This window comes from Flavihumibacter profundi (genome assembly GCF_020076305.1).
Classification (GTDB): Bacteria; Bacteroidota; Bacteroidia; order Chitinophagales; family Chitinophagaceae; genus Flavihumibacter; species Flavihumibacter profundi.
Genome location: NZ_JAIQXE010000003.1, coordinates 788,058 through 804,129, shown reverse-complemented (window position 1 = coordinate 804,129; position 16,072 = coordinate 788,058). Strand labels below are relative to the sequence as shown.

The 16,072-nt window shown below is 43.9% G+C and carries 18 protein-coding genes; 9 read left to right on the top strand and 9 right to left on the bottom strand.

Features of this window, described 5'->3' with window-relative positions; genetic code table 11:
* Nucleotides 1-17 precede the first annotated feature (17 nt).
* A complete protein-coding gene (locus LAQ65_RS18170) occupies nucleotides 18-524 on the top strand; it encodes a DUF2480 family protein (protein WP_224118430.1) in 507 nt (168 codons plus the stop codon).
* 17 nt (nucleotides 525-541) lie between these two features.
* On the opposite strand, the gene aqpZ is transcribed toward LAQ65_RS18170, so the two are convergent.
* The 5 genes from aqpZ to dnaN form a co-directional block, all read right to left on the bottom strand.
* A complete protein-coding gene (gene aqpZ / locus LAQ65_RS18165; protein ID WP_224118429.1) occupies nucleotides 542-1,237 on the bottom strand; it encodes an aquaporin Z in 696 nt (231 codons plus the stop codon).
* A gap of 60 nt (nucleotides 1,238-1,297) precedes the next feature.
* Nucleotides 1,298-2,020, bottom strand: a complete 723-nt coding sequence (locus LAQ65_RS18160; protein ID WP_224118428.1) for a 3-deoxy-manno-octulosonate cytidylyltransferase — start codon at nucleotides 2,018-2,020, stop codon at nucleotides 1,298-1,300.
* A 2-nt stretch (nucleotides 2,021-2,022) separates the two neighbouring features.
* Nucleotides 2,023-2,841, bottom strand: coding sequence for a sterol desaturase family protein (locus LAQ65_RS18155; RefSeq protein WP_224118427.1), 819 nt, complete (start codon nucleotides 2,839-2,841; stop codon nucleotides 2,023-2,025).
* 75 nt (nucleotides 2,842-2,916) lie between these two features.
* Nucleotides 2,917-3,309 carry a putative signal transducing protein gene (locus tag LAQ65_RS18150; protein ID WP_224118426.1) on the bottom strand — a complete coding sequence of 131 codons (393 nt, stop codon included), beginning with the start codon at nucleotides 3,307-3,309 and terminating at the stop codon, nucleotides 2,917-2,919.
* Nucleotides 3,310-3,331: 22 nt separating this feature from the next.
* The gene (gene dnaN / locus LAQ65_RS18145) at nucleotides 3,332-4,447 is read right to left on the bottom strand and encodes a DNA polymerase III subunit beta (protein ID WP_224118425.1); all 1,116 of its coding nucleotides are present in this window, start codon (nucleotides 4,445-4,447) and stop codon (nucleotides 3,332-3,334) included.
* Nucleotides 4,448-4,562: 115 nt separating this feature from the next.
* Between dnaN and LAQ65_RS18140 the strand changes: the two genes are divergently transcribed.
* From LAQ65_RS18140 to nagA, 3 genes are read left to right on the top strand one after another with little or no spacing between them, the layout of a single operon-like run.
* Entirely contained in the window at nucleotides 4,563-5,045 is a 483-nt protein-coding gene (locus LAQ65_RS18140; RefSeq protein ID WP_224118424.1) for a regulatory protein RecX, read from the top strand.
* Between the two features lie 33 nt (nucleotides 5,046-5,078).
* A complete protein-coding gene (locus tag LAQ65_RS18135) occupies nucleotides 5,079-5,915 on the top strand; it encodes a nitrilase family protein (protein WP_224118423.1) in 837 nt (278 codons plus the stop codon).
* A complete protein-coding gene (gene nagA / locus LAQ65_RS18130) occupies nucleotides 5,912-6,982 on the top strand; it encodes an N-acetylglucosamine-6-phosphate deacetylase (RefSeq protein ID WP_224118422.1) in 1,071 nt (356 codons plus the stop codon). The genes LAQ65_RS18135 and nagA overlap by 4 nt, the downstream gene beginning before the upstream one ends.
* Here nagA and LAQ65_RS18125 read toward each other — a convergent pair.
* From LAQ65_RS18125 to LAQ65_RS18115, 3 genes are read right to left on the bottom strand one after another with little or no spacing between them, the layout of a single operon-like run.
* Nucleotides 6,979-8,505, bottom strand: a complete 1,527-nt coding sequence (locus tag LAQ65_RS18125; protein ID WP_224118421.1) for a S41 family peptidase — start codon at nucleotides 8,503-8,505, stop codon at nucleotides 6,979-6,981. The two genes, nagA and LAQ65_RS18125, sit on opposite strands and share 4 nt — an antisense overlap.
* Before the next feature lie 16 nt (nucleotides 8,506-8,521).
* A complete protein-coding gene (thiL, locus tag LAQ65_RS18120) occupies nucleotides 8,522-9,556 on the bottom strand; it encodes a thiamine-phosphate kinase (RefSeq protein ID WP_224118420.1) in 1,035 nt (344 codons plus the stop codon).
* 17 nt (nucleotides 9,557-9,573) lie between these two features.
* The gene (locus LAQ65_RS18115; RefSeq protein WP_224118419.1) at nucleotides 9,574-10,353 is read right to left on the bottom strand and encodes an inositol monophosphatase family protein; all 780 of its coding nucleotides are present in this window, start codon (nucleotides 10,351-10,353) and stop codon (nucleotides 9,574-9,576) included.
* 27 nt (nucleotides 10,354-10,380) lie between these two features.
* Here LAQ65_RS18115 and LAQ65_RS18110 point away from each other — a divergent pair, with 27 nt between their 5' ends.
* From LAQ65_RS18110 to LAQ65_RS18100, 3 genes are all read left to right on the top strand, one after another.
* Nucleotides 10,381-11,526 (top strand): glycosyltransferase family 2 protein, encoded by a 1,146-nt coding sequence (locus tag LAQ65_RS18110; protein WP_224118418.1) that lies wholly within the window; start codon nucleotides 10,381-10,383, stop codon nucleotides 11,524-11,526.
* 64 nt (nucleotides 11,527-11,590) lie between these two features.
* Nucleotides 11,591-13,117 (top strand): GH3 family domain-containing protein, encoded by a 1,527-nt coding sequence (locus LAQ65_RS18105; RefSeq protein ID WP_224118417.1) that lies wholly within the window; start codon nucleotides 11,591-11,593, stop codon nucleotides 13,115-13,117.
* A 48-nt stretch (nucleotides 13,118-13,165) separates the two neighbouring features.
* On the top strand, nucleotides 13,166-13,609 hold the full coding sequence (locus LAQ65_RS18100) for a GNAT family N-acetyltransferase (protein ID WP_224118416.1): 444 nt from the start codon (nucleotides 13,166-13,168) through the stop codon (nucleotides 13,607-13,609).
* Nucleotides 13,610-13,611: 2 nt separating this feature from the next.
* Here the strand turns inward: LAQ65_RS18100 and corA are convergent, their stop codons facing one another.
* A complete protein-coding gene (gene corA / locus LAQ65_RS18095) occupies nucleotides 13,612-14,742 on the bottom strand; it encodes a magnesium/cobalt transporter CorA (protein WP_224118415.1) in 1,131 nt (376 codons plus the stop codon).
* A gap of 69 nt (nucleotides 14,743-14,811) precedes the next feature.
* On the opposite strand from corA, the gene LAQ65_RS18090 reads away from it, so the two are divergent.
* Nucleotides 14,812-15,444 (top strand): LysE family translocator, encoded by a 633-nt coding sequence (locus LAQ65_RS18090; RefSeq protein WP_224118414.1) that lies wholly within the window; start codon nucleotides 14,812-14,814, stop codon nucleotides 15,442-15,444.
* Nucleotides 15,445-15,499: 55 nt separating this feature from the next.
* Nucleotides 15,500-16,072: a hypothetical protein gene (locus tag LAQ65_RS18085; protein WP_224118413.1), complete on the top strand. Its 573-nt coding sequence runs from the start codon at nucleotides 15,500-15,502 to the stop codon at nucleotides 16,070-16,072.

Here is a 16,072-nt window from a genome sequence, read left to right as displayed (position 1 = left end):
TAATTAAATGCTTTGGTATGCCAGATTTGATAGTGAATAAAGTAGCGGAAAGTGGTCTTGTCAGTCTTGACCTGGAAACCTATTATCCGCGTGAAACCATTGCAGTATTTGACATGAAGAATTACCTCTTCATGGAATTAATCCTGAAGGAAAAGGATTTCAGGGAAGCTATGAAACAGCTCGATTGGTCGCAGTACCAGGACAAGTATGTTGCCATTACCTGTACTGCAGATGCTGTAATTCCGGTTTGGGCTTATATGTTGGTAGCGTCTGGCCTCCAACCATTCGCAAGGGAAATTTTCATGGGTACCGCTGAAGAATTCCATAAAAAAATCTTCATCGACCGGCTACACCAAATTGACCCCCAGGAATTCCTGGATAAGAGAGTGGTAGTGAAAGGTTGTGGCGAAACCCCGATCGGCGACTTCGCCTACCTGGAAATAACCAGCATTCTCCGGCCAGTAGCAAAAACGATCATGTACGGTGAGCCTTGCAGTACTGTACCAGTATATAAAAAGAAGTGACCGTTGACCGGAATAAATTACTCTTCCCTAAAAATATATTTGTAAACGAGACCTGCAAGTATTGCCCCCACTATCGGCGCTACCCAAAACAACCATAACTGTCCCATTGCCCAGTCACCAACAAAGATGGCCTGGCTGGTACTGCGCGCAGGATTCACGGAAGTGTTGGTAACAGGGATACTAATCAGGTGAATTAAGGTAAGACCAAGGCCTATCGCCAAACCACCAAAACCAGCGCTTGCCCTTTTCGCCGTGGCGCCCAGGATAATCAGTAAAAAGAAAAAGGTCATCACTATTTCGCAAACCAGGGCTGCACTCATATTGTATTTACCCGGGCTGTGTTCGCCGTAGCCATTAGCAGCAAAACCGCCAGCCAGGGAAAAGCCATCCTGGCCAGATGCAACCAGGAACAAAATGCCTGCACCGGCTATAGCGCCCAAAACCTGTGCAATGATGTAACCAGGAAGGGAACTTCCAGGAAATTTACCAGCAGCCCATAAACCTACAGAAACAGCCGGATTAAGATGCGCCCCTGAAATTGGGCCCAGGGCATAGGCGATAGTTACCACCGTTAAACCAAAGGCCAGCGAAACACCCAAAAGGCCAATTCCGACATTTGGGAAAGCCGCAGCCAATACGGCACTCCCACATCCACCCAGGACCAGCCAGGCTGTTCCCAGGAATTCAGCCATGAGCGCTTTTGTCTGATTCATAAAAAGGTATTTTTTGGTTATGGGAGCAGTTGACGATGATGTACACTAATTTATTACAATTTACTGTAATAACTGTAATGCTTTTTCCATATCCGCGGGGGTATCAATATTTACTCCCATGTATTCTGTAATAACCATTTTTAATGGTATCCCATATTCGAGATACCGCAGGCATTCAATTTTTTCAGCAGCTTCCAAAGGTGTTATTGGCCAGGTGGTAAAATTCATCAGGGCCTGTTTTCTATAAGCATAAACACCAATATGCTCATACCAGGTGATTGGCAGGTCTGTGTTTCGTGGATATGGTATCGGACTTCGGCTGAACAGGAGGGAGTTCATATTCCTGTCCACCACCACTTTTACAACATTTGGGTTTTTAATGGCCTCTTCTTCATGAACTGCCTGCATCAAAGAGCCGACCTGAACCAAAGGATCTTTAAAAATATCCAGCAATTTGGCCAAAGGGCCTTTTTTTACAAAAGGCATATCACCCTGAACATTCAGGATAATATCAACGTCCATTTCTTTTGCGGCTTCGGCGATGCGATCACTTCCGCTTTCATGTTCTGCAATGCTTCTTCTTACGACACCACCTATTTTTTTAATTTCTTCTTCAATAATATCGCTGTCCGTGATCACGCTGACTTCATCAAACAATCCCGTCTTTAAGGTATTTTCATAGGCGAGGCGAATTACCGTTTTATCGCCCAGCATTTTCATAAGCTTGCCCGGAAACCTTGTGGCTTCATATCTTGCCGGAATCATGGCAATAGTTTTTCCCATAGTCAATAGTCGGTTTTAATGGTTGGATCAAATGGTAACCTGAACTGGTATTTCAGATTTTCATCTGTGGTGCTATCCAGCACATCCAATCCGTAGTGTAAATTTTTTGGATCAACATAAACGAATGTTCCAAACAGCCTGTCCCACAACGAAAAAATATTGCTGTAATTGGTGTCAGTAAGCGGCCTTTGAAAGTGATGATGTGCTTTATGCATATTGGGCGAAACAAAAATCCAGCTGATGGGTTTATCAACCGAAATGGGAACCCTGATATTAGCATGATTGAAATGGGTGAACAAAGCAGCGCATGCCCTGTACAAGAAATACATACCAACCGGCAGTCCCAACACCAGGATCCCAGCAATGGCAGCAGTTTCGCGGAATAACCATTCGCCGGGATGGTGACGGGTTCCGGTAGTTACATCAACCTTTGTATCACTGTGGTGCACCATGTGGAACTTCCACATAAATTTTACTTTATGCATGAGCCAATGCGGCATGTACTGACCGAAAAAATCCATCATAAAAATTCCCAGGAGAACTTCTGCCCAAAGTGGCCATAGCATCCAGTTCAAGAGGCCAAAATTATGGTCAGCCGTATATTGGCAAACTTTAATCGTGAATATGCCAAAAACCAGATTTAACACAATCGTTGTGGTTAAAAAAACCAGGTTTACACCAGCATGTTTTAACCTGTTAAAGGAAAACCTGAATAAAGGATAATATCCTTCCAGCAACCAGAAAAAAATCATTCCCCCCATGATTATCACTAAGCGGTGCAATGAAGAGATATGCGTCCAGAATTCCATGAATTTTTCCATACCTGAAAGATATTCCTGTTAATATATGAAAGGAAACCGGAAGCTATCGTACCCGGCTAGTTATTTTGATGGCAATCAAGCAGGAAGGGAGGAAAATTTATTCCCGCAGGAACGACAATGATAATAGGTTTTAAGCGCTGCAGGCGTGCCATTATTTAGCCTGTTTCTTAATTTTCGCCAGAAACCAGTCGGGTTTTCGACATGGGTAATTTTTTCAAGACTTTTGGATCTGCAAACCGGACAGTCAACTGTAGCCAGGTAATTTTCATCAACATTTTCTAAAAGCTGGCTAGCCTGATCTGCGTCATTTTCCATGACCATCAATTTCATTCCGCCAATTGCCGGACTCAATAATGGGTCGATGGTTATAGTATGCTCATCTTGCAGGTAACAGGAAATACCATGATCTTTCAACAGGTTCAGCTGAAGGTTGGCAACTATATAATTGTCATATGATCTGATCTGCAAAAACTTCATGTGTGTTGGGCTGTCAGGAATTCAGCATAAGCGGCATCACCAGCATTAACAACTCTTCATTTTCATCGGCTTCCATTGGCTTAATGATTCCAGCCTTAGTAGGAGTGGATAACTCCATTCTGATTTCATCACTTTCAGCCGCGTTCAGCATTTCGATAAGGAAACGGGCATTAAATGCAATAGCCAGGTCTTCACCGTCGTACTGGCATTTCATGCGTTCTGTACCCTCAAAGCTGAAGTCGATATCCTGTGCTGCCAGTTGCAATTCACTGCCGGTTATATTCAAAACCACCTGGTTGGTGCTTTTATTACTGAACACACTGACCCGGCGCAATGCACCCTGGAAATCAGCCTTTGTAACGACCATTTTATAAGGGTTATCAGCAGGAATTACCACTTTATAATCAGGGAAGCGTGCATCAATAAGGCGACAACTCATCTGGGTGTTACCATGGGTAACAAACAAATGATTGCTGTTGTAGCTTACCGTAATAATATCTTCATTATCCGGTAATGCACTTTTAAGGATATTCAATGGTTTTTTAGGAACGATAAAAGTGTCGCTCTTTTTACATTTTACATCAGTTCTTTTATAGCGTACCAGGCGATGGGCATCGGTGGCCACGAATTGGATGAAGTTTTTATCGAGTTCAAAATATACACCCGTCATAGCCGGACGAAGATCATCATTACTAACTGCGAAAAGGGTTTTGTTGATACCTGTAACCATTGCCGTGCTTGGCATTTCAAATGAAGTGGTATCATCTGCGGATGGCTCTTTAGGGAAATTATCCGGATTTTCACCCATCACTTTATACTTGCCATTATCGCTTGTGATTTCAATGCCAAAATTTTTATCAATTGTAAACGTAAGTGGCTGGTCTGCGATATTTTTCAGGGAATCAATCAATATTTTAGCCGGAATACAAACCCTCCCACTGTCTTTGGCTTCAATCTCCATCTGCACACGCATTACTGTTTCCAGGTCGGTGGCCACCACGTTCAGTTTGTTTTTATCAATTTCAAACAGAAAATCTTCGAGGATAGGCAAAACGGTATTTGCATTAATTACACCGCTGATCTGCTGCAGTTGCTTCAATAAGGCCGATGAGGAAACGATAAACTTCATAAAGCTGGTTACGATTTATTGATAGGGACGAAACTACACAATTTTGTGGTTGTTCCTTTAATTGGCCAAAGGAATTGGGTTTTTTCCACATTCCCTTTTACCCCAAATTTGCAGGATGGCCTATCCCAAATCATTAACCCCTGAGCAGGCGTTGCAGAAAGCCCGTCATTACTGCGGTTACCAGGAACGGTGCCACCAGGAAGTAAAGGAGAAATTATATGGCTTTGGCCTGCACAAAACCCAGGTGGAACAGCTTTTATCGCAGTTGATAGAAGAAGACTACCTGAACGAGGAGCGTTTTGCCCGGCAATTTGCCGGGGGAAAATTCCGCATGAAAAACTGGGGCCGCAACCGGATCCAGAATGAATTGAAGCAAAGGCAGGTAAGTGATTATTGCATCCGGAAAGCCATGAAAGAAATCCCGGATGACGATTACCAGGCCACACTTGATAAGATTGCAAGCGTAAAATGGGAAAGTCTGGCTGATTCGGCCAAATTAGTCCGGGTTAAGAAAACACAGGATTACCTGCTATATAAGGGGTACGAATGGGAAAATATACAAGCAGTCATCAAAAAATTGCAAGGCAGGCCCGATTGATCAATCCTTCACCGTAAAGAATTAATTTCGGTTATGTCTTCACTGACCCTTACTACAATACAGAGTTCCCTGCATTGGGAAGATAAAGCTGCCAACCTGGCGATGTTTGAAAAAAAGATTTTGGGAATCACTGAGAATACCGAAATCGTAGTGCTTCCCGAAATGTTCAGCACCGGGTTCAGTATGCAACCGGCGAAATTTGCCGAATCTATGGATGGTCCAACAGTTTCCTGGATGAAAAACCTGGCGGCGAAAAAAAGAATTATCCTAACCGGAAGCCTGATTATTGAAGAAGGCGGAAAATATTTTAACCGGTTAATCTGGATGCTGCCCACAGGACAGTATGGGGTATACGATAAGCGGCATTTGTTTGCATTTGCCGGCGAGGATAAGTATTATTCGGCAGGCAAAAAAAGGCTGGTTGCTTCAGTCAAAGGCTGGAAAATCATGCTGCAGGTTTGCTATGATCTTCGCTTCCCGGTCTGGGCACGGCAGCAAATTCACCCGGCGGGTATTACCCGCCGGGTGAATGAGGGTGAAATCACCCCGGAGTATGACCTGTTGATTTATTCGGCGAATTGGCCGGAGCGGCGCAATCATGCCTGGAAGACCCTGCTGGCTGCAAGGGCTATTGAAAACCAGTGTTATGTAATAGGGGTGAACCGGGTGGGAAACGACGGACTCGATAATTACCATAGTGGTGATACAATGGTAATTGAACCCATGGGCGTTGCATTGTATGATAAATCGCATGATGAAGACGTGCATACCATTACACTGGAGAAATCGGCCTTGCAGGAAATTCGCAGCAAGTTGCCGTTTTTGAAAGATGCGGATCCTTTCACCTTATTAAATGATGAGAATACATGAGTAAGCATAGTATAAAGTATTTCAATGGCCGGATTTTTAACGGTGAGAGCTGGATGGACCAGGCAGTTATCAGTATCGAAAATGATCGGATTACATCTGTTGCAAATGATGGAAGTACAGATGAGCAGATAGACCTCCAGGGGAAAAAACTGGTACCGGCCTTTATTGATATTCAGTTGTATGGCGGAAATGGACAGTTTTTTGGGGAACATCCAACTGTGGCCGCGTTAGAAGCCACTGTAGCATATTCCCGGGAAGGTGGCGCCAGCCTCATATTACCTACTGTTGCAACAAATACAAATGATGTTTCTTTTGCAGCAATTGATGCTGTCCGGGAATATTGGAAAGCCGGTGGCAAGGGCGTTGCAGGATTGCACCTGGAAGGCCCGTTTCTGAATGCAGCAAAAAGAGGCGCACACGCTATAGATAAGATACAGGAGCCAACGGTAAGTAATATCCGAAAACTAGTGGATTACGGGAAAGGCGTTGTTCGAATGATGACCATTGCCCTCGAATTATTTTCCGAAGAAGCAATGAAGATTTTGCAGGAAGCCGGAATAATAATATCTGCCGGACATAGCAATGCTACGTATACCGAAGCAAATTCAGCATTTGACAAAGGCATCAAAGTATGTACCCATTTATTTAATGCTATGTCCCCGCTCCAACATCGCGCGCCCGGTCTTGTTGGCGCAATATTGGATCATCCTACTGTAATGTCGAGTATTGTCACAGACGGTTATCATGTAGACGCCGCAGTAATCCGGCTTGCAAAAAAGTTAATGGGGGAAAGGTTATTTATTATAACGGATGCGGTCACTGAAAACAATGAAGGGTATTACCAGCACAGGCTCGCCGGAAACCGTTATGTGATGCCCGATGGCACACTTTCCGGATCTGCGCTTACAATGGCCAAAGCTGTAAAATATTGCGTTGAGCAAGTCGGCATTGATGAAGGAGAAGCCCTACGCATGGCTTCGCTGTACCCTGCCAGGGTTTTAGGCCTGGAAAAGGAATGGGGTAAAATTGCTCCCGGTTATATGGCCCGGTTTTATATGATGCATTAATTTTTGGAGACTGTTTCCGGTGATAAAATCAACTCACGGACTTTTTCCACTTTCAGGTCGCGGTTTTGTATAAGTGATGATCTTGTAGGTGGTATAACAATATCCGGTATTACCCCCCTGCCATTTTTTTCGGTATCCTTATCAATAACCAACCTGAATTTTGGTAAACGAAAACGGATACCTGTTTCAGGAAGCGTTACATTGGGAATAAACCACGCAGTATTACCATAGTTACCGCCGCCGGTTTCCTCACCCACCAGCATAATATTTTTCTGGCCTTTAACTGCCCGGGCAAAAATCGTCGCTGCAGAAAATGAGTTCGGCCCGGTAAGCACATATACATTGCCTTTATAGTGGTTTTTATTAACAGGTTTGAAAACATGGCGCTCATAATATCCGAAATGGTATTTGCCGTCGGATTTCTTTTTAGTTATGAAACTCATGAATATCCCGGTAATGCCATTATATTGTATATAGCGTCCGTATTTACTTCTTTTATTACTGGCATATAAGGAATCGGCAATTTTAAATGGTTTATCCACCAGCATTTTGGTGAGGTATGTGGAATGGTTCACATTACCGCCACCATTGCTGCGGATATCAATAATAAGGTGCTGAATCCGCTCCTTCCTTAACTCCCTGAATGATGATTTAAAAAAAGAATGCAACTGATTGCCATTATTGAAAGTATTCACTGTCATGTAGGCTGTAGATAACCCGGTATCAATTTGCAGGGAACGTGCTTCGTATAATCGTTCTTCCCTGCGTTCGCGCCGGTTAAGCCTTTCCGTCAGGTCAGGAATTACAATACGTTTGATGGTATCCTTTGGCCTGGGTTCAATAAGACTGAAAATTGTTGTTTGTTCCCTGCCGGTGCTATCTATGAAACCCAGTTCATAGCTTGATTTCCAACCCCTGAGCAGCCTGAGCCAGGAACCAAATGCGCCGCGGTTACTCACCGCCTGGCGCAGGTAGGATTCATTATAACCGTCACTCGGAATAAATTGACCAATGCTGTCAATAACTTCCCGGAAAGGTTTCCCGTCGAAACTGGTTAAAATGGTACCCTTCGGTAATGTTGCATTTTTCCTTTTCAGGGTATTATTCAGGACTACCGTATCGTTGTCGAGTACTTTAATAGATACCGGGAAAATGGGTAACCTGGCCGTATCGAGATAATGGATATATTTTTTTGAATACCGTGTACTGGTATGCCCGCAATGAATTTTTGATATTACATAGGTGAGTACTGTCCTGAATTGTGGTTCAGTCATTGAATCTTTGAGTTGACGGTAACCCCAGTCGAAATAATATTGCATACTATCGGCGGGCGTATACCAGGTAACGCTGGGGTGAGATTCCTGGAGGATGTTCCGGAAAATTGTATAGTCGCGCTGCAGTTCTGGAAGCGGGTATTTTTTATCAGCATTAAACGCCGGGTGGCTGATTCCGCACCCGAAAAAACAAATAATAACGGGCAATAGCCAATAAAATGGTTTCGCGATTCTCTTTCTCAGCAGCATTGAATAAAGATAAGCGCTACTGCTCTTTAAATGCATTCCATCCCTGGGCAGTAATCTTAAATTGATTGCCTCCTTTTGTTAAAATATGGGTACCGGCTTCTGGTTCGGTCATGTAACCAATTACACTAACCTGTTCATTCAGGACCAACTTATCATAATCAGCCTGTGCTATAGTAAACAGCAACTCATAATCTTCACCGCCGCTCAGTGCACAGGCAGTCGGGTCTAAACCAAATTTGAAAGCAGCCTGGCGCGCATCTTCATGGATAGGTAACTTTTCTTCATATACAACACAACCTAATTGGCTTTGGGTGCAGATATGCAGTAAATCTGAACTTAATCCGTCACTCACATCCATCATAGCTGTTGGCCGTAATTCATTATCCGCAAAAAAAGCGATGATATCGCGCCTTGCTTCCGGTTTTAATAAACGCCCAACAATATAGGCCTCATTCTCCAGGTCGGGCTGGATCCGGGGATTTTCAAGGTATATCCTTTTTTCCCGCTCCATCAGTGTCAATCCAAGGAAGGATCCACCAAGGTCACCACTGACGCAGATAAGGTCACCTTTTTGGGCTGTGGAACGTTTTACAAACTGGTCCGGAACCACTTCGCCAAGGGCAGTAACACTGATAACGAAACCGCTGCGTGAGGTGCTGGTATCACCACCAATCAAATCAACTCCGTATTTATCACAGGCGGCATATACCCCTTCATAAAATTCATCCAGTGCTTCAACGCTGAACTTGTTGCTAACGGCAATGCTCATGGTAATTTGGGTGGGGTGTGCGTTCATCGCGTAGATGTCACTCAGGTTTACCACCACACTTTTATAGCCCAGGTGTTTCAGGGGTGTATACATGAGGTCGAAGTGCACACCCTCAACAAGCATGTCTGTTGAAATAACTGTTTGTTTGCCGTAATGGTCAATTACGGCAGCATCATCACCAACACCTAAAATGGTGGAAGCATTCTGGAATTCTATATTTTTTGTAAGGTGGTCGATCAGGCCGAACTCACCAAGCGAAGCGATTTCTGTTCTTTGTTCCATAGTACAATTTTAAACCCTTAAGATTTTTCACCGTTAATCCACTGTAACATTTCATCGTGGATTTTTCCATTGGTGGCCAGCAGATGCGGCTGGTAGGGAGAGTAGTAATCGCCTTTGAAGTCAGTCACTTTTCCACCGGCTTCTTCAACAATCAGAAAACCTGCTGCGCTGTCCCATGCGTTCAGTTTGTGTTCATAGAAACCGTCAAACCGGCCTGCAGCGACCCAGCAAAGGTCAATTGCCGCGGATCCAAGGCGTCGAACCGGGATACCCCTGCGGATAAACCTTTCAAAACACGCTAATGGGCCATTCGGCGCATCAAGGTAGGTATAAGGGAAACCGGTAACCAGGCAGCTGCTGGCAACTTCAGCTTTATTGCTTACATGGATAGGCTGCCCGTTCAGCGTAGCACCTTTCCCTTTTTCCGCAAAGAAAAACTCCTTGAGTAAGGGGTTATAAACCGCACCCATTATCATTTGTCCGTCGTTTTCCAAACCGATGCTAACGCAACAAATAGGTATTCCATTGGCAAAATTTACTGTGCCATCGATTGGATCGATTATCCACTTATAATTGGAAGAAGTGGGCAGGTCACCACTCTCTTCGGTTAGTATATGATGATCCGGGAAAGCATGCCTTATAACATCGATGATTACTTTTTCTGATGCATGGTCCGCTTCCGTAACCAGGTCGTTAATGCTCTCCTTATTGGAAATTTTAAGATCATGTTGGTTGAAGAATTGTTCCAGTATGGCCGCTCCGGCTTTTGTAGCATTGATAAGTGTTTCCTGTAACATGCGGCAAATTACCAATAATTTCGCAGCATGCGGTTATCTGTCATCATCGTTAATTATAATGTATGTTACTTCCTGGAGCAATGCCTCTATACTGTTTTGGAAGCCACAAAAAACATTGATACAGAAATTATTGTGGTGGATAATGCATCTGCCGATGACAGCCGGAACTACCTTCCGGGCCACTTTCCGGGGGTGCAGTTTATCTGGAATAAGGAGAACAGGGGATTTGGTGCCGCCAATAACCAGGCCCTGGCCATTGCAAAAGGGGAATACCTGCTTTTATTAAATCCTGATACCCTTCTACCGCAAAATACATTAAGTACCTGCCTCGAATTTTTTAAAACCCATCCTGGTGCAGGGGCTGTGGGTATGCGCATGTTTGATGGCACCGGGAAATACCTGCCGGAATCAAAACGAGGTTTGCCAGGGCCCGCGACCGCATTTTACAAACTGAGCGGGATTACCCGCTTATTTCCCAGGCACCCTGCATTCGCCAGGTATTACCTGGGTCATTTATCCCCTGAAACAGTCCAGCAGGTTGAAGTTTTGGCCGGTGCTTTCTTCATGCTGCCAAAGCGGGTATATGAGCAGGTAGGAGGTTTCGATGAGCAATTTTTTATGTATGGTGAGGATATAGACCTGAGTTACCGGATTATGCTCGCCGGGTTTACCAATTATTACCTGCCTTTTCCCGGAATAGTACATTTCAAGGGTGAAAGCACCACCCGCAATATGCGCTATACCCGGCATTTCTATGAAGCTATGGTCCTTTTCGTTCGGAAATATTACCGTAACCAGGCCTGGATATGGAAGGGAATCCTCGAAACCGGTATATTATTCAGGGGAATTTTTGCGGCACTTGCAAAATTGCTGCCTTACCGAAAACCGAAAATAGCACCCAATGCTAATTGGAAAATTATTGGTGATGCCCGGTCAATAGAAGAATTGCAGTCCTTTGCACCGGTTTTTAATGGGGGGGAGCAAGTGCCGGCTTGGCTGGTTTATGCATTAGGTGAAAATTATGGGATGCTAGAGGTTTTGGAAAACTGGATGCGGGAAAGGCCATCGTTACCCACCCGTTTTCATGGGAAAGGCACCGCTTGTATTGTAGGCAGTGATGACAAAAACGGCAACGGTATAATTATCCCCCTAAAAAAAGAACCGCCTGTGTAAGCATTTTACGATATTGGCCCCTGAATAAGTATTTTTGTCCTAACCTAAAGCCAGATACACAGTAATGCCGCTGATTGAGATTAGTTTGCCAAAAACGATTGCAAGGGCGCTTCGGCTACCAGCCAGTTCTCCGAGGGGGCAGCAGCTTAAAGTCTTAAAAAAACTGCTGAAAAAAGCCAGGTTTACGGAATTTGGGCAGCATTACCGTTTTGATGAGATCCTGCTAAGCAGGCATCCAGGTAAAAGATTTCAGCAATTAGTACCCACACACGATTATAGTTCTATTTACCAGCAATGGTGGCACAGGACCCTTGAAGGTAAGCGGGATGTATGCTGGCCGGGAAGGATCAAATATTATGCGTTGTCTTCTGGAACTTCAGAAGCTGCGAGCAAGTATATTCCCATTACAGAAGACCTTTTGAAGGGAAACCGCACAGTTATGGTAAAGCAATTGTTTTCCCTGCGCCATTATGATGATATTCCCTTCAGCAATATTGGTAAAGGCTGGCTGATGCTGGGGGGTAGTACCCAGTTACAACGGGGGCAAGGCTATTATGCCGGTGACCTTAGCGGCATCACGGCCAAAAAAGTGCCATTCTGGTTTACACCATTCTATAAGCCCGGCAGGAAGATTGCCAAGATGAACGACTGGAACGATAAGCTCGATGAAATTGTGGAGCAGGCACCCAATTGGGATATCAGTTTTGTAGTAGGCGTTCCCGCCTGGATCCAGATGTGCATGGAAAAGATCATTGAACGCTATCAATTGAAAACGATTCATGATATCTGGCCAAACCTTTCTTTTTTTGTGCATGGAGGCGTCTCTTTCGAACCGTATAAGAAAGGGTTTGAAAAATTATTGGCGAAGCCGCTGACCTATATTGAAACTTACCTGGCGTCGGAGGGATTTATTGCATACCAGGACAGGCAACATGCAAAGGGCATGAAATTGTCGATCAATGACCATATCTTTTTTGAATTCATCCCTTTTGACGATGAGAATTTTGATGCGGAAGGGAATATGGTTCCCAATCCAAAATCATATATGATCCATGAGGTTGAGGAAGGCCGTGATTATGCACTTTTGATCAGTACTTCAGCAGGTGCCTGGCGGTACCTTATTGGTGATACAATACGGTTTTCAGATATTGAAAGGTGCGAGGTTATTATTACTGGCCGTACCAAACATTTCTTAAGCCTGGTCGGGGAGCATTTATCTGTGGATAATATGAACCGGGCCCTGCAACTCGCTTCAGAAGAATTGAACGTGTCAATTCCGGAATATACTGTAGCTGGTATTCCGTACGGTAACTTTTTTGCACACCATTGGTATGTAGCTTCAAATGATCATGTCGATAAGGCAATCCTGCTGCAAAAAATTGACCAGCACCTGAAAGAGTTGAATGATGATTACATTGTTGAACGGAAAAGTGCCCTGAAAGAAGTGTTCCTGGATGTTCTGCCCGAGAGTAAATTCATGGAGTTTATGGCATCAAAAGGCAAGGTGGGCGGCCAGCACAAATTTCCCAGGGTGCTGAAGGGTAAGATGCTGCAGGACTGGCAGGCATTTTTGGGTGAGCCAGCCGTTTGAAGCAGCATTAAAAAGAGTGCGTGTCAATAACCATCCAGGATTTAGCATATGATCACTATCCGAAAAGCTTTTTTATCCGATCTCGCTGCAGTGGCATTCCTTTTTGATCAATACCGGCAGTTTTATAACCAGCTTCCTGATCTGGATAAAGCACGTGCCTTCCTGAAAGAAAGGCTAGAGAAAAATGAATCCGTCATTCTTGTGGCCATGGAAAATGGAGAGTTTTTAGGATTCACCCAATTGTATCCAATATTTTCTTCAGTTTCCCTCTCGCGGACCTGGCTGCTGAATGATTTATTTGTTTCCCCCGAACAACGTGGAAAAGGGATTGGTTCGATGTTACTTGATGCCGCAAAGGAAATAGGCAGGCATTCAAATGCCAAATGGATATTGCTTGAAACAGCAGAAGATAATACCATTGCACAGTCGGTATATGAAAAAAACGGGTGGATCCGCGAAACAGACCGTTATTACCGGTTTGACCTGGAATGATGCTAAAACCAACCCCGCTTATTAAAGACCCATAACATATAAAAAGGAATAAGGATCATCAGGCCAACTGCAATAAAAAAGCCGTAGTCGTTGTGCAGGTAGGGTATCCTGTCGAAGTTCATCCCAAAGATTCCCCCGATCACTGTAGCCGGAGCCATCAGGCAGGTTACGATGGCCATTACTTTCATCACTTCATTCATCTTCAGGTTAACATTATTGATATAAAGGTCCTGCATGTTAATCATGATATCCCGGTAGTTTTCACTAAGGTCATATGCCTGCATGATATGGTCGTAAACATCCTTAAAGTATTTGGTAGTACGATCATCAAGGAGATCGCTTTCGCTTCTGATGATTCCACCCAGCAGGTCCCGCACCGGTGCAATATTTCTTTTCAGGACGATTTGTTCTTTCCTTAAGGCACTGATCCTGGCCAGTGCCCTGCTATTGCTGTTCCTGATGACCTGCTCCTCCAGTTCTTCAATACGCTCCCCCAGTTTTTCCATCACCAGGAAATAATTGTCAACGATCAGGTCCAGCATACTGTAACACAAATAATCGGCCGAACGCTGGCGGATCTTGGAATTGGCCAGGCGCAGTTTATCACGAAGCGGATTGAATACATCCCTTGATGCATCTTCCTGGAAACTGATTACAAAATCTTTTCCCAGTACAATACTGATTTGTTCCTGCTCAACTGTTCCTTCCAGGTCATTAAAATACAGCATATTCAAAAGGCAGAAAAGCACTCCTTCTACTTCGTCCATTTTGGGCCGATGGCCAATACTTAATATGTCTTCTACCAAAAGCGGGTGTACCTCAAATTTATTGCATACCATTTCCACATCCGCTTTTCTCAGGCCATCCACATTAATCCAACTGATCCTATTGCTGTGCCGAAACTGCAAGCATGCTTCCACAGCATTAAATTCATGTTCTTCGAGTTGGCTGGCATCATAGTCAAAGACAAATACCCGGACCTCACCAGCCTCTTCACGCTTCGGGGGAAGGGTCGGATTAACATGTAAAATTTCCTTGGTCCGGTCGGTACCAAAAAGAATGTTCAGGCCAAGATAACGCAGGTAGCGCCTGGTTGGTTTCCCGATCTTATTATTGATAGATTTCCTGATCATCTTACAATGAAATTATAGAAAACTTGTAATGAGCAGGTAATCATTATTTTTAGGCTCCGTATTACGCTTATGACAGAAGCATTTTTAAAAGGATTGGCATTGGGCAGTATACTCGCTTTATCGGTGGGGCCTGTCATTTTTACAATTATCAAGCAAAGCCTGAATAATGGTAAAGAAGGCGGAATGAGCTTTGTGGCTGGTGTTTGGGTGAGTGATATAGTTTTGGTTTTTTTAAGCAATGCATTTTCCGAATGGGTCAATGCATTGCTCCAGTATAAGCGGGCCATTGGTTATTTCGGCAGTATATTTTTAATAGGGTTAGGCGCATTTTATTTGTTTCTTAAAAAAGTGAAACTGACTGTAGACGCTTCTACCGAAGAATCACGCTTCAGGAAAAGGGATATGGCCAGGATTTTTTCCTCGGGATTCCTTATAAATACATTAAATCCGAGTGTAATCCTTTTTTGGTTAATAAATGCCACGGCTTTTGCGGTTACCCATACCATGCGGCAAAGGATCATCATTTTCTCGACCTGTATCGCGGTTAATATTATTGCAGATGTGCTGAAGGTCCTAATGGCTGGAAAGCTTCGCAAGAAGCTGACCCTGCACAACCTTTCAGTAATTAATAAAATATCTGGTTTAATACTTGTGGGATTTGGTATTGCGCTGCTTTGGGGGGTCGCATTCATATCCGATTAAGTTAGTTTGTTCAATCCACCCGGCGGGTATTACCCGCCGGGTAACAACATACATTATGTTAAGAAGTACCATTTTTATATTGATTTTAGGGCTGGCCCTGGGTGTTCAGGGGCAGATACAAATGAGTGATTTTATTTCCCTGAAGAAAATGAATGGCAAGCATGTTGCTACCTATTTCAAGGGCAGTTACATTATATTCCAGCATGTAAACGGCCAGCAAATTGAAGGACTCATTGATGCAATCCGAAATGATTCGGTATTTGTACGCCAATGGCAGATCCAGACCTATATGACTACCCTGGGAACTACCAAGGTGGATACTGTCGGTTATTTTGTACACAAAATGCACTATAAGGAGATCAGGACAATTATTCCCGATAAAAAGGAGAGCTGGCGCTTTGTAAAAAACGGCAGCATTTTTATGATCGGCGGTCTTGGTTATGTTGCATTGAATTTAATAAATGCTGCATACCTGCACGAACCCGTTAACGATCCGGCAAACATGCGTTCCCTCGGCATTGCGCTGGGAGTTGCCACAGGTGGATTTATTTTAAACCGCATTTATAGGAAAAAAGAAAGGGAAGGGAAAAAATATAAGATTGAATACGTCCATATGACAGACCATTAA

Excerpts from the sequence above, each read along its gene's own strand:
- nagA (WP_224118422.1), top strand. The coding sequence starts at position 5,912 with ATGAGTAAGCATAGTATAAAGTATTTCAATGGCCGGATTTTTAACGGT.
- LAQ65_RS18155 (WP_224118427.1), bottom strand. The coding sequence starts at position 2,841 with ATGGAAAAATTCATGGAATTCTGGACGCATATCTCTTCATTGCACCGC.
- LAQ65_RS18105 (WP_224118417.1), top strand. The coding sequence starts at position 11,591 with ATGCCGCTGATTGAGATTAGTTTGCCAAAAACGATTGCAAGGGCGCTT.
- corA (WP_224118415.1), bottom strand. The coding sequence starts at position 14,742 with ATGATCAGGAAATCTATCAATAATAAGATCGGGAAACCAACCAGGCGC.
- LAQ65_RS18135 (WP_224118423.1), top strand. The coding sequence starts at position 5,079 with ATGTCTTCACTGACCCTTACTACAATACAGAGTTCCCTGCATTGGGAA.
- LAQ65_RS18090 (WP_224118414.1), top strand. The coding sequence starts at position 14,812 with ATGACAGAAGCATTTTTAAAAGGATTGGCATTGGGCAGTATACTCGCT.
- LAQ65_RS18160 (WP_224118428.1), bottom strand. The coding sequence starts at position 2,020 with ATGGGAAAAACTATTGCCATGATTCCGGCAAGATATGAAGCCACAAGG.
- LAQ65_RS18100 (WP_224118416.1), top strand. The coding sequence starts at position 13,166 with ATGATCACTATCCGAAAAGCTTTTTTATCCGATCTCGCTGCAGTGGCA.
- LAQ65_RS18170 (WP_224118430.1), top strand. The coding sequence starts at position 18 with ATGCCAGATTTGATAGTGAATAAAGTAGCGGAAAGTGGTCTTGTCAGT.
- dnaN (WP_224118425.1), bottom strand. The coding sequence starts at position 4,447 with ATGAAGTTTATCGTTTCCTCATCGGCCTTATTGAAGCAACTGCAGCAG.
- LAQ65_RS18115 (WP_224118419.1), bottom strand. The coding sequence starts at position 10,353 with ATGTTACAGGAAACACTTATCAATGCTACAAAAGCCGGAGCGGCCATA.
- LAQ65_RS18140 (WP_224118424.1), top strand. The coding sequence starts at position 4,563 with ATGGCCTATCCCAAATCATTAACCCCTGAGCAGGCGTTGCAGAAAGCC.
- LAQ65_RS18110 (WP_224118418.1), top strand. The coding sequence starts at position 10,381 with ATGCGGTTATCTGTCATCATCGTTAATTATAATGTATGTTACTTCCTG.
- thiL (WP_224118420.1), bottom strand. The coding sequence starts at position 9,556 with ATGGAACAAAGAACAGAAATCGCTTCGCTTGGTGAGTTCGGCCTGATC.
- LAQ65_RS18125 (WP_224118421.1), bottom strand. The coding sequence starts at position 8,505 with ATGCTGCTGAGAAAGAGAATCGCGAAACCATTTTATTGGCTATTGCCC.
- LAQ65_RS18085 (WP_224118413.1), top strand. The coding sequence starts at position 15,500 with ATGTTAAGAAGTACCATTTTTATATTGATTTTAGGGCTGGCCCTGGGT.
- aqpZ (WP_224118429.1), bottom strand. The coding sequence starts at position 1,237 with ATGAATCAGACAAAAGCGCTCATGGCTGAATTCCTGGGAACAGCCTGG.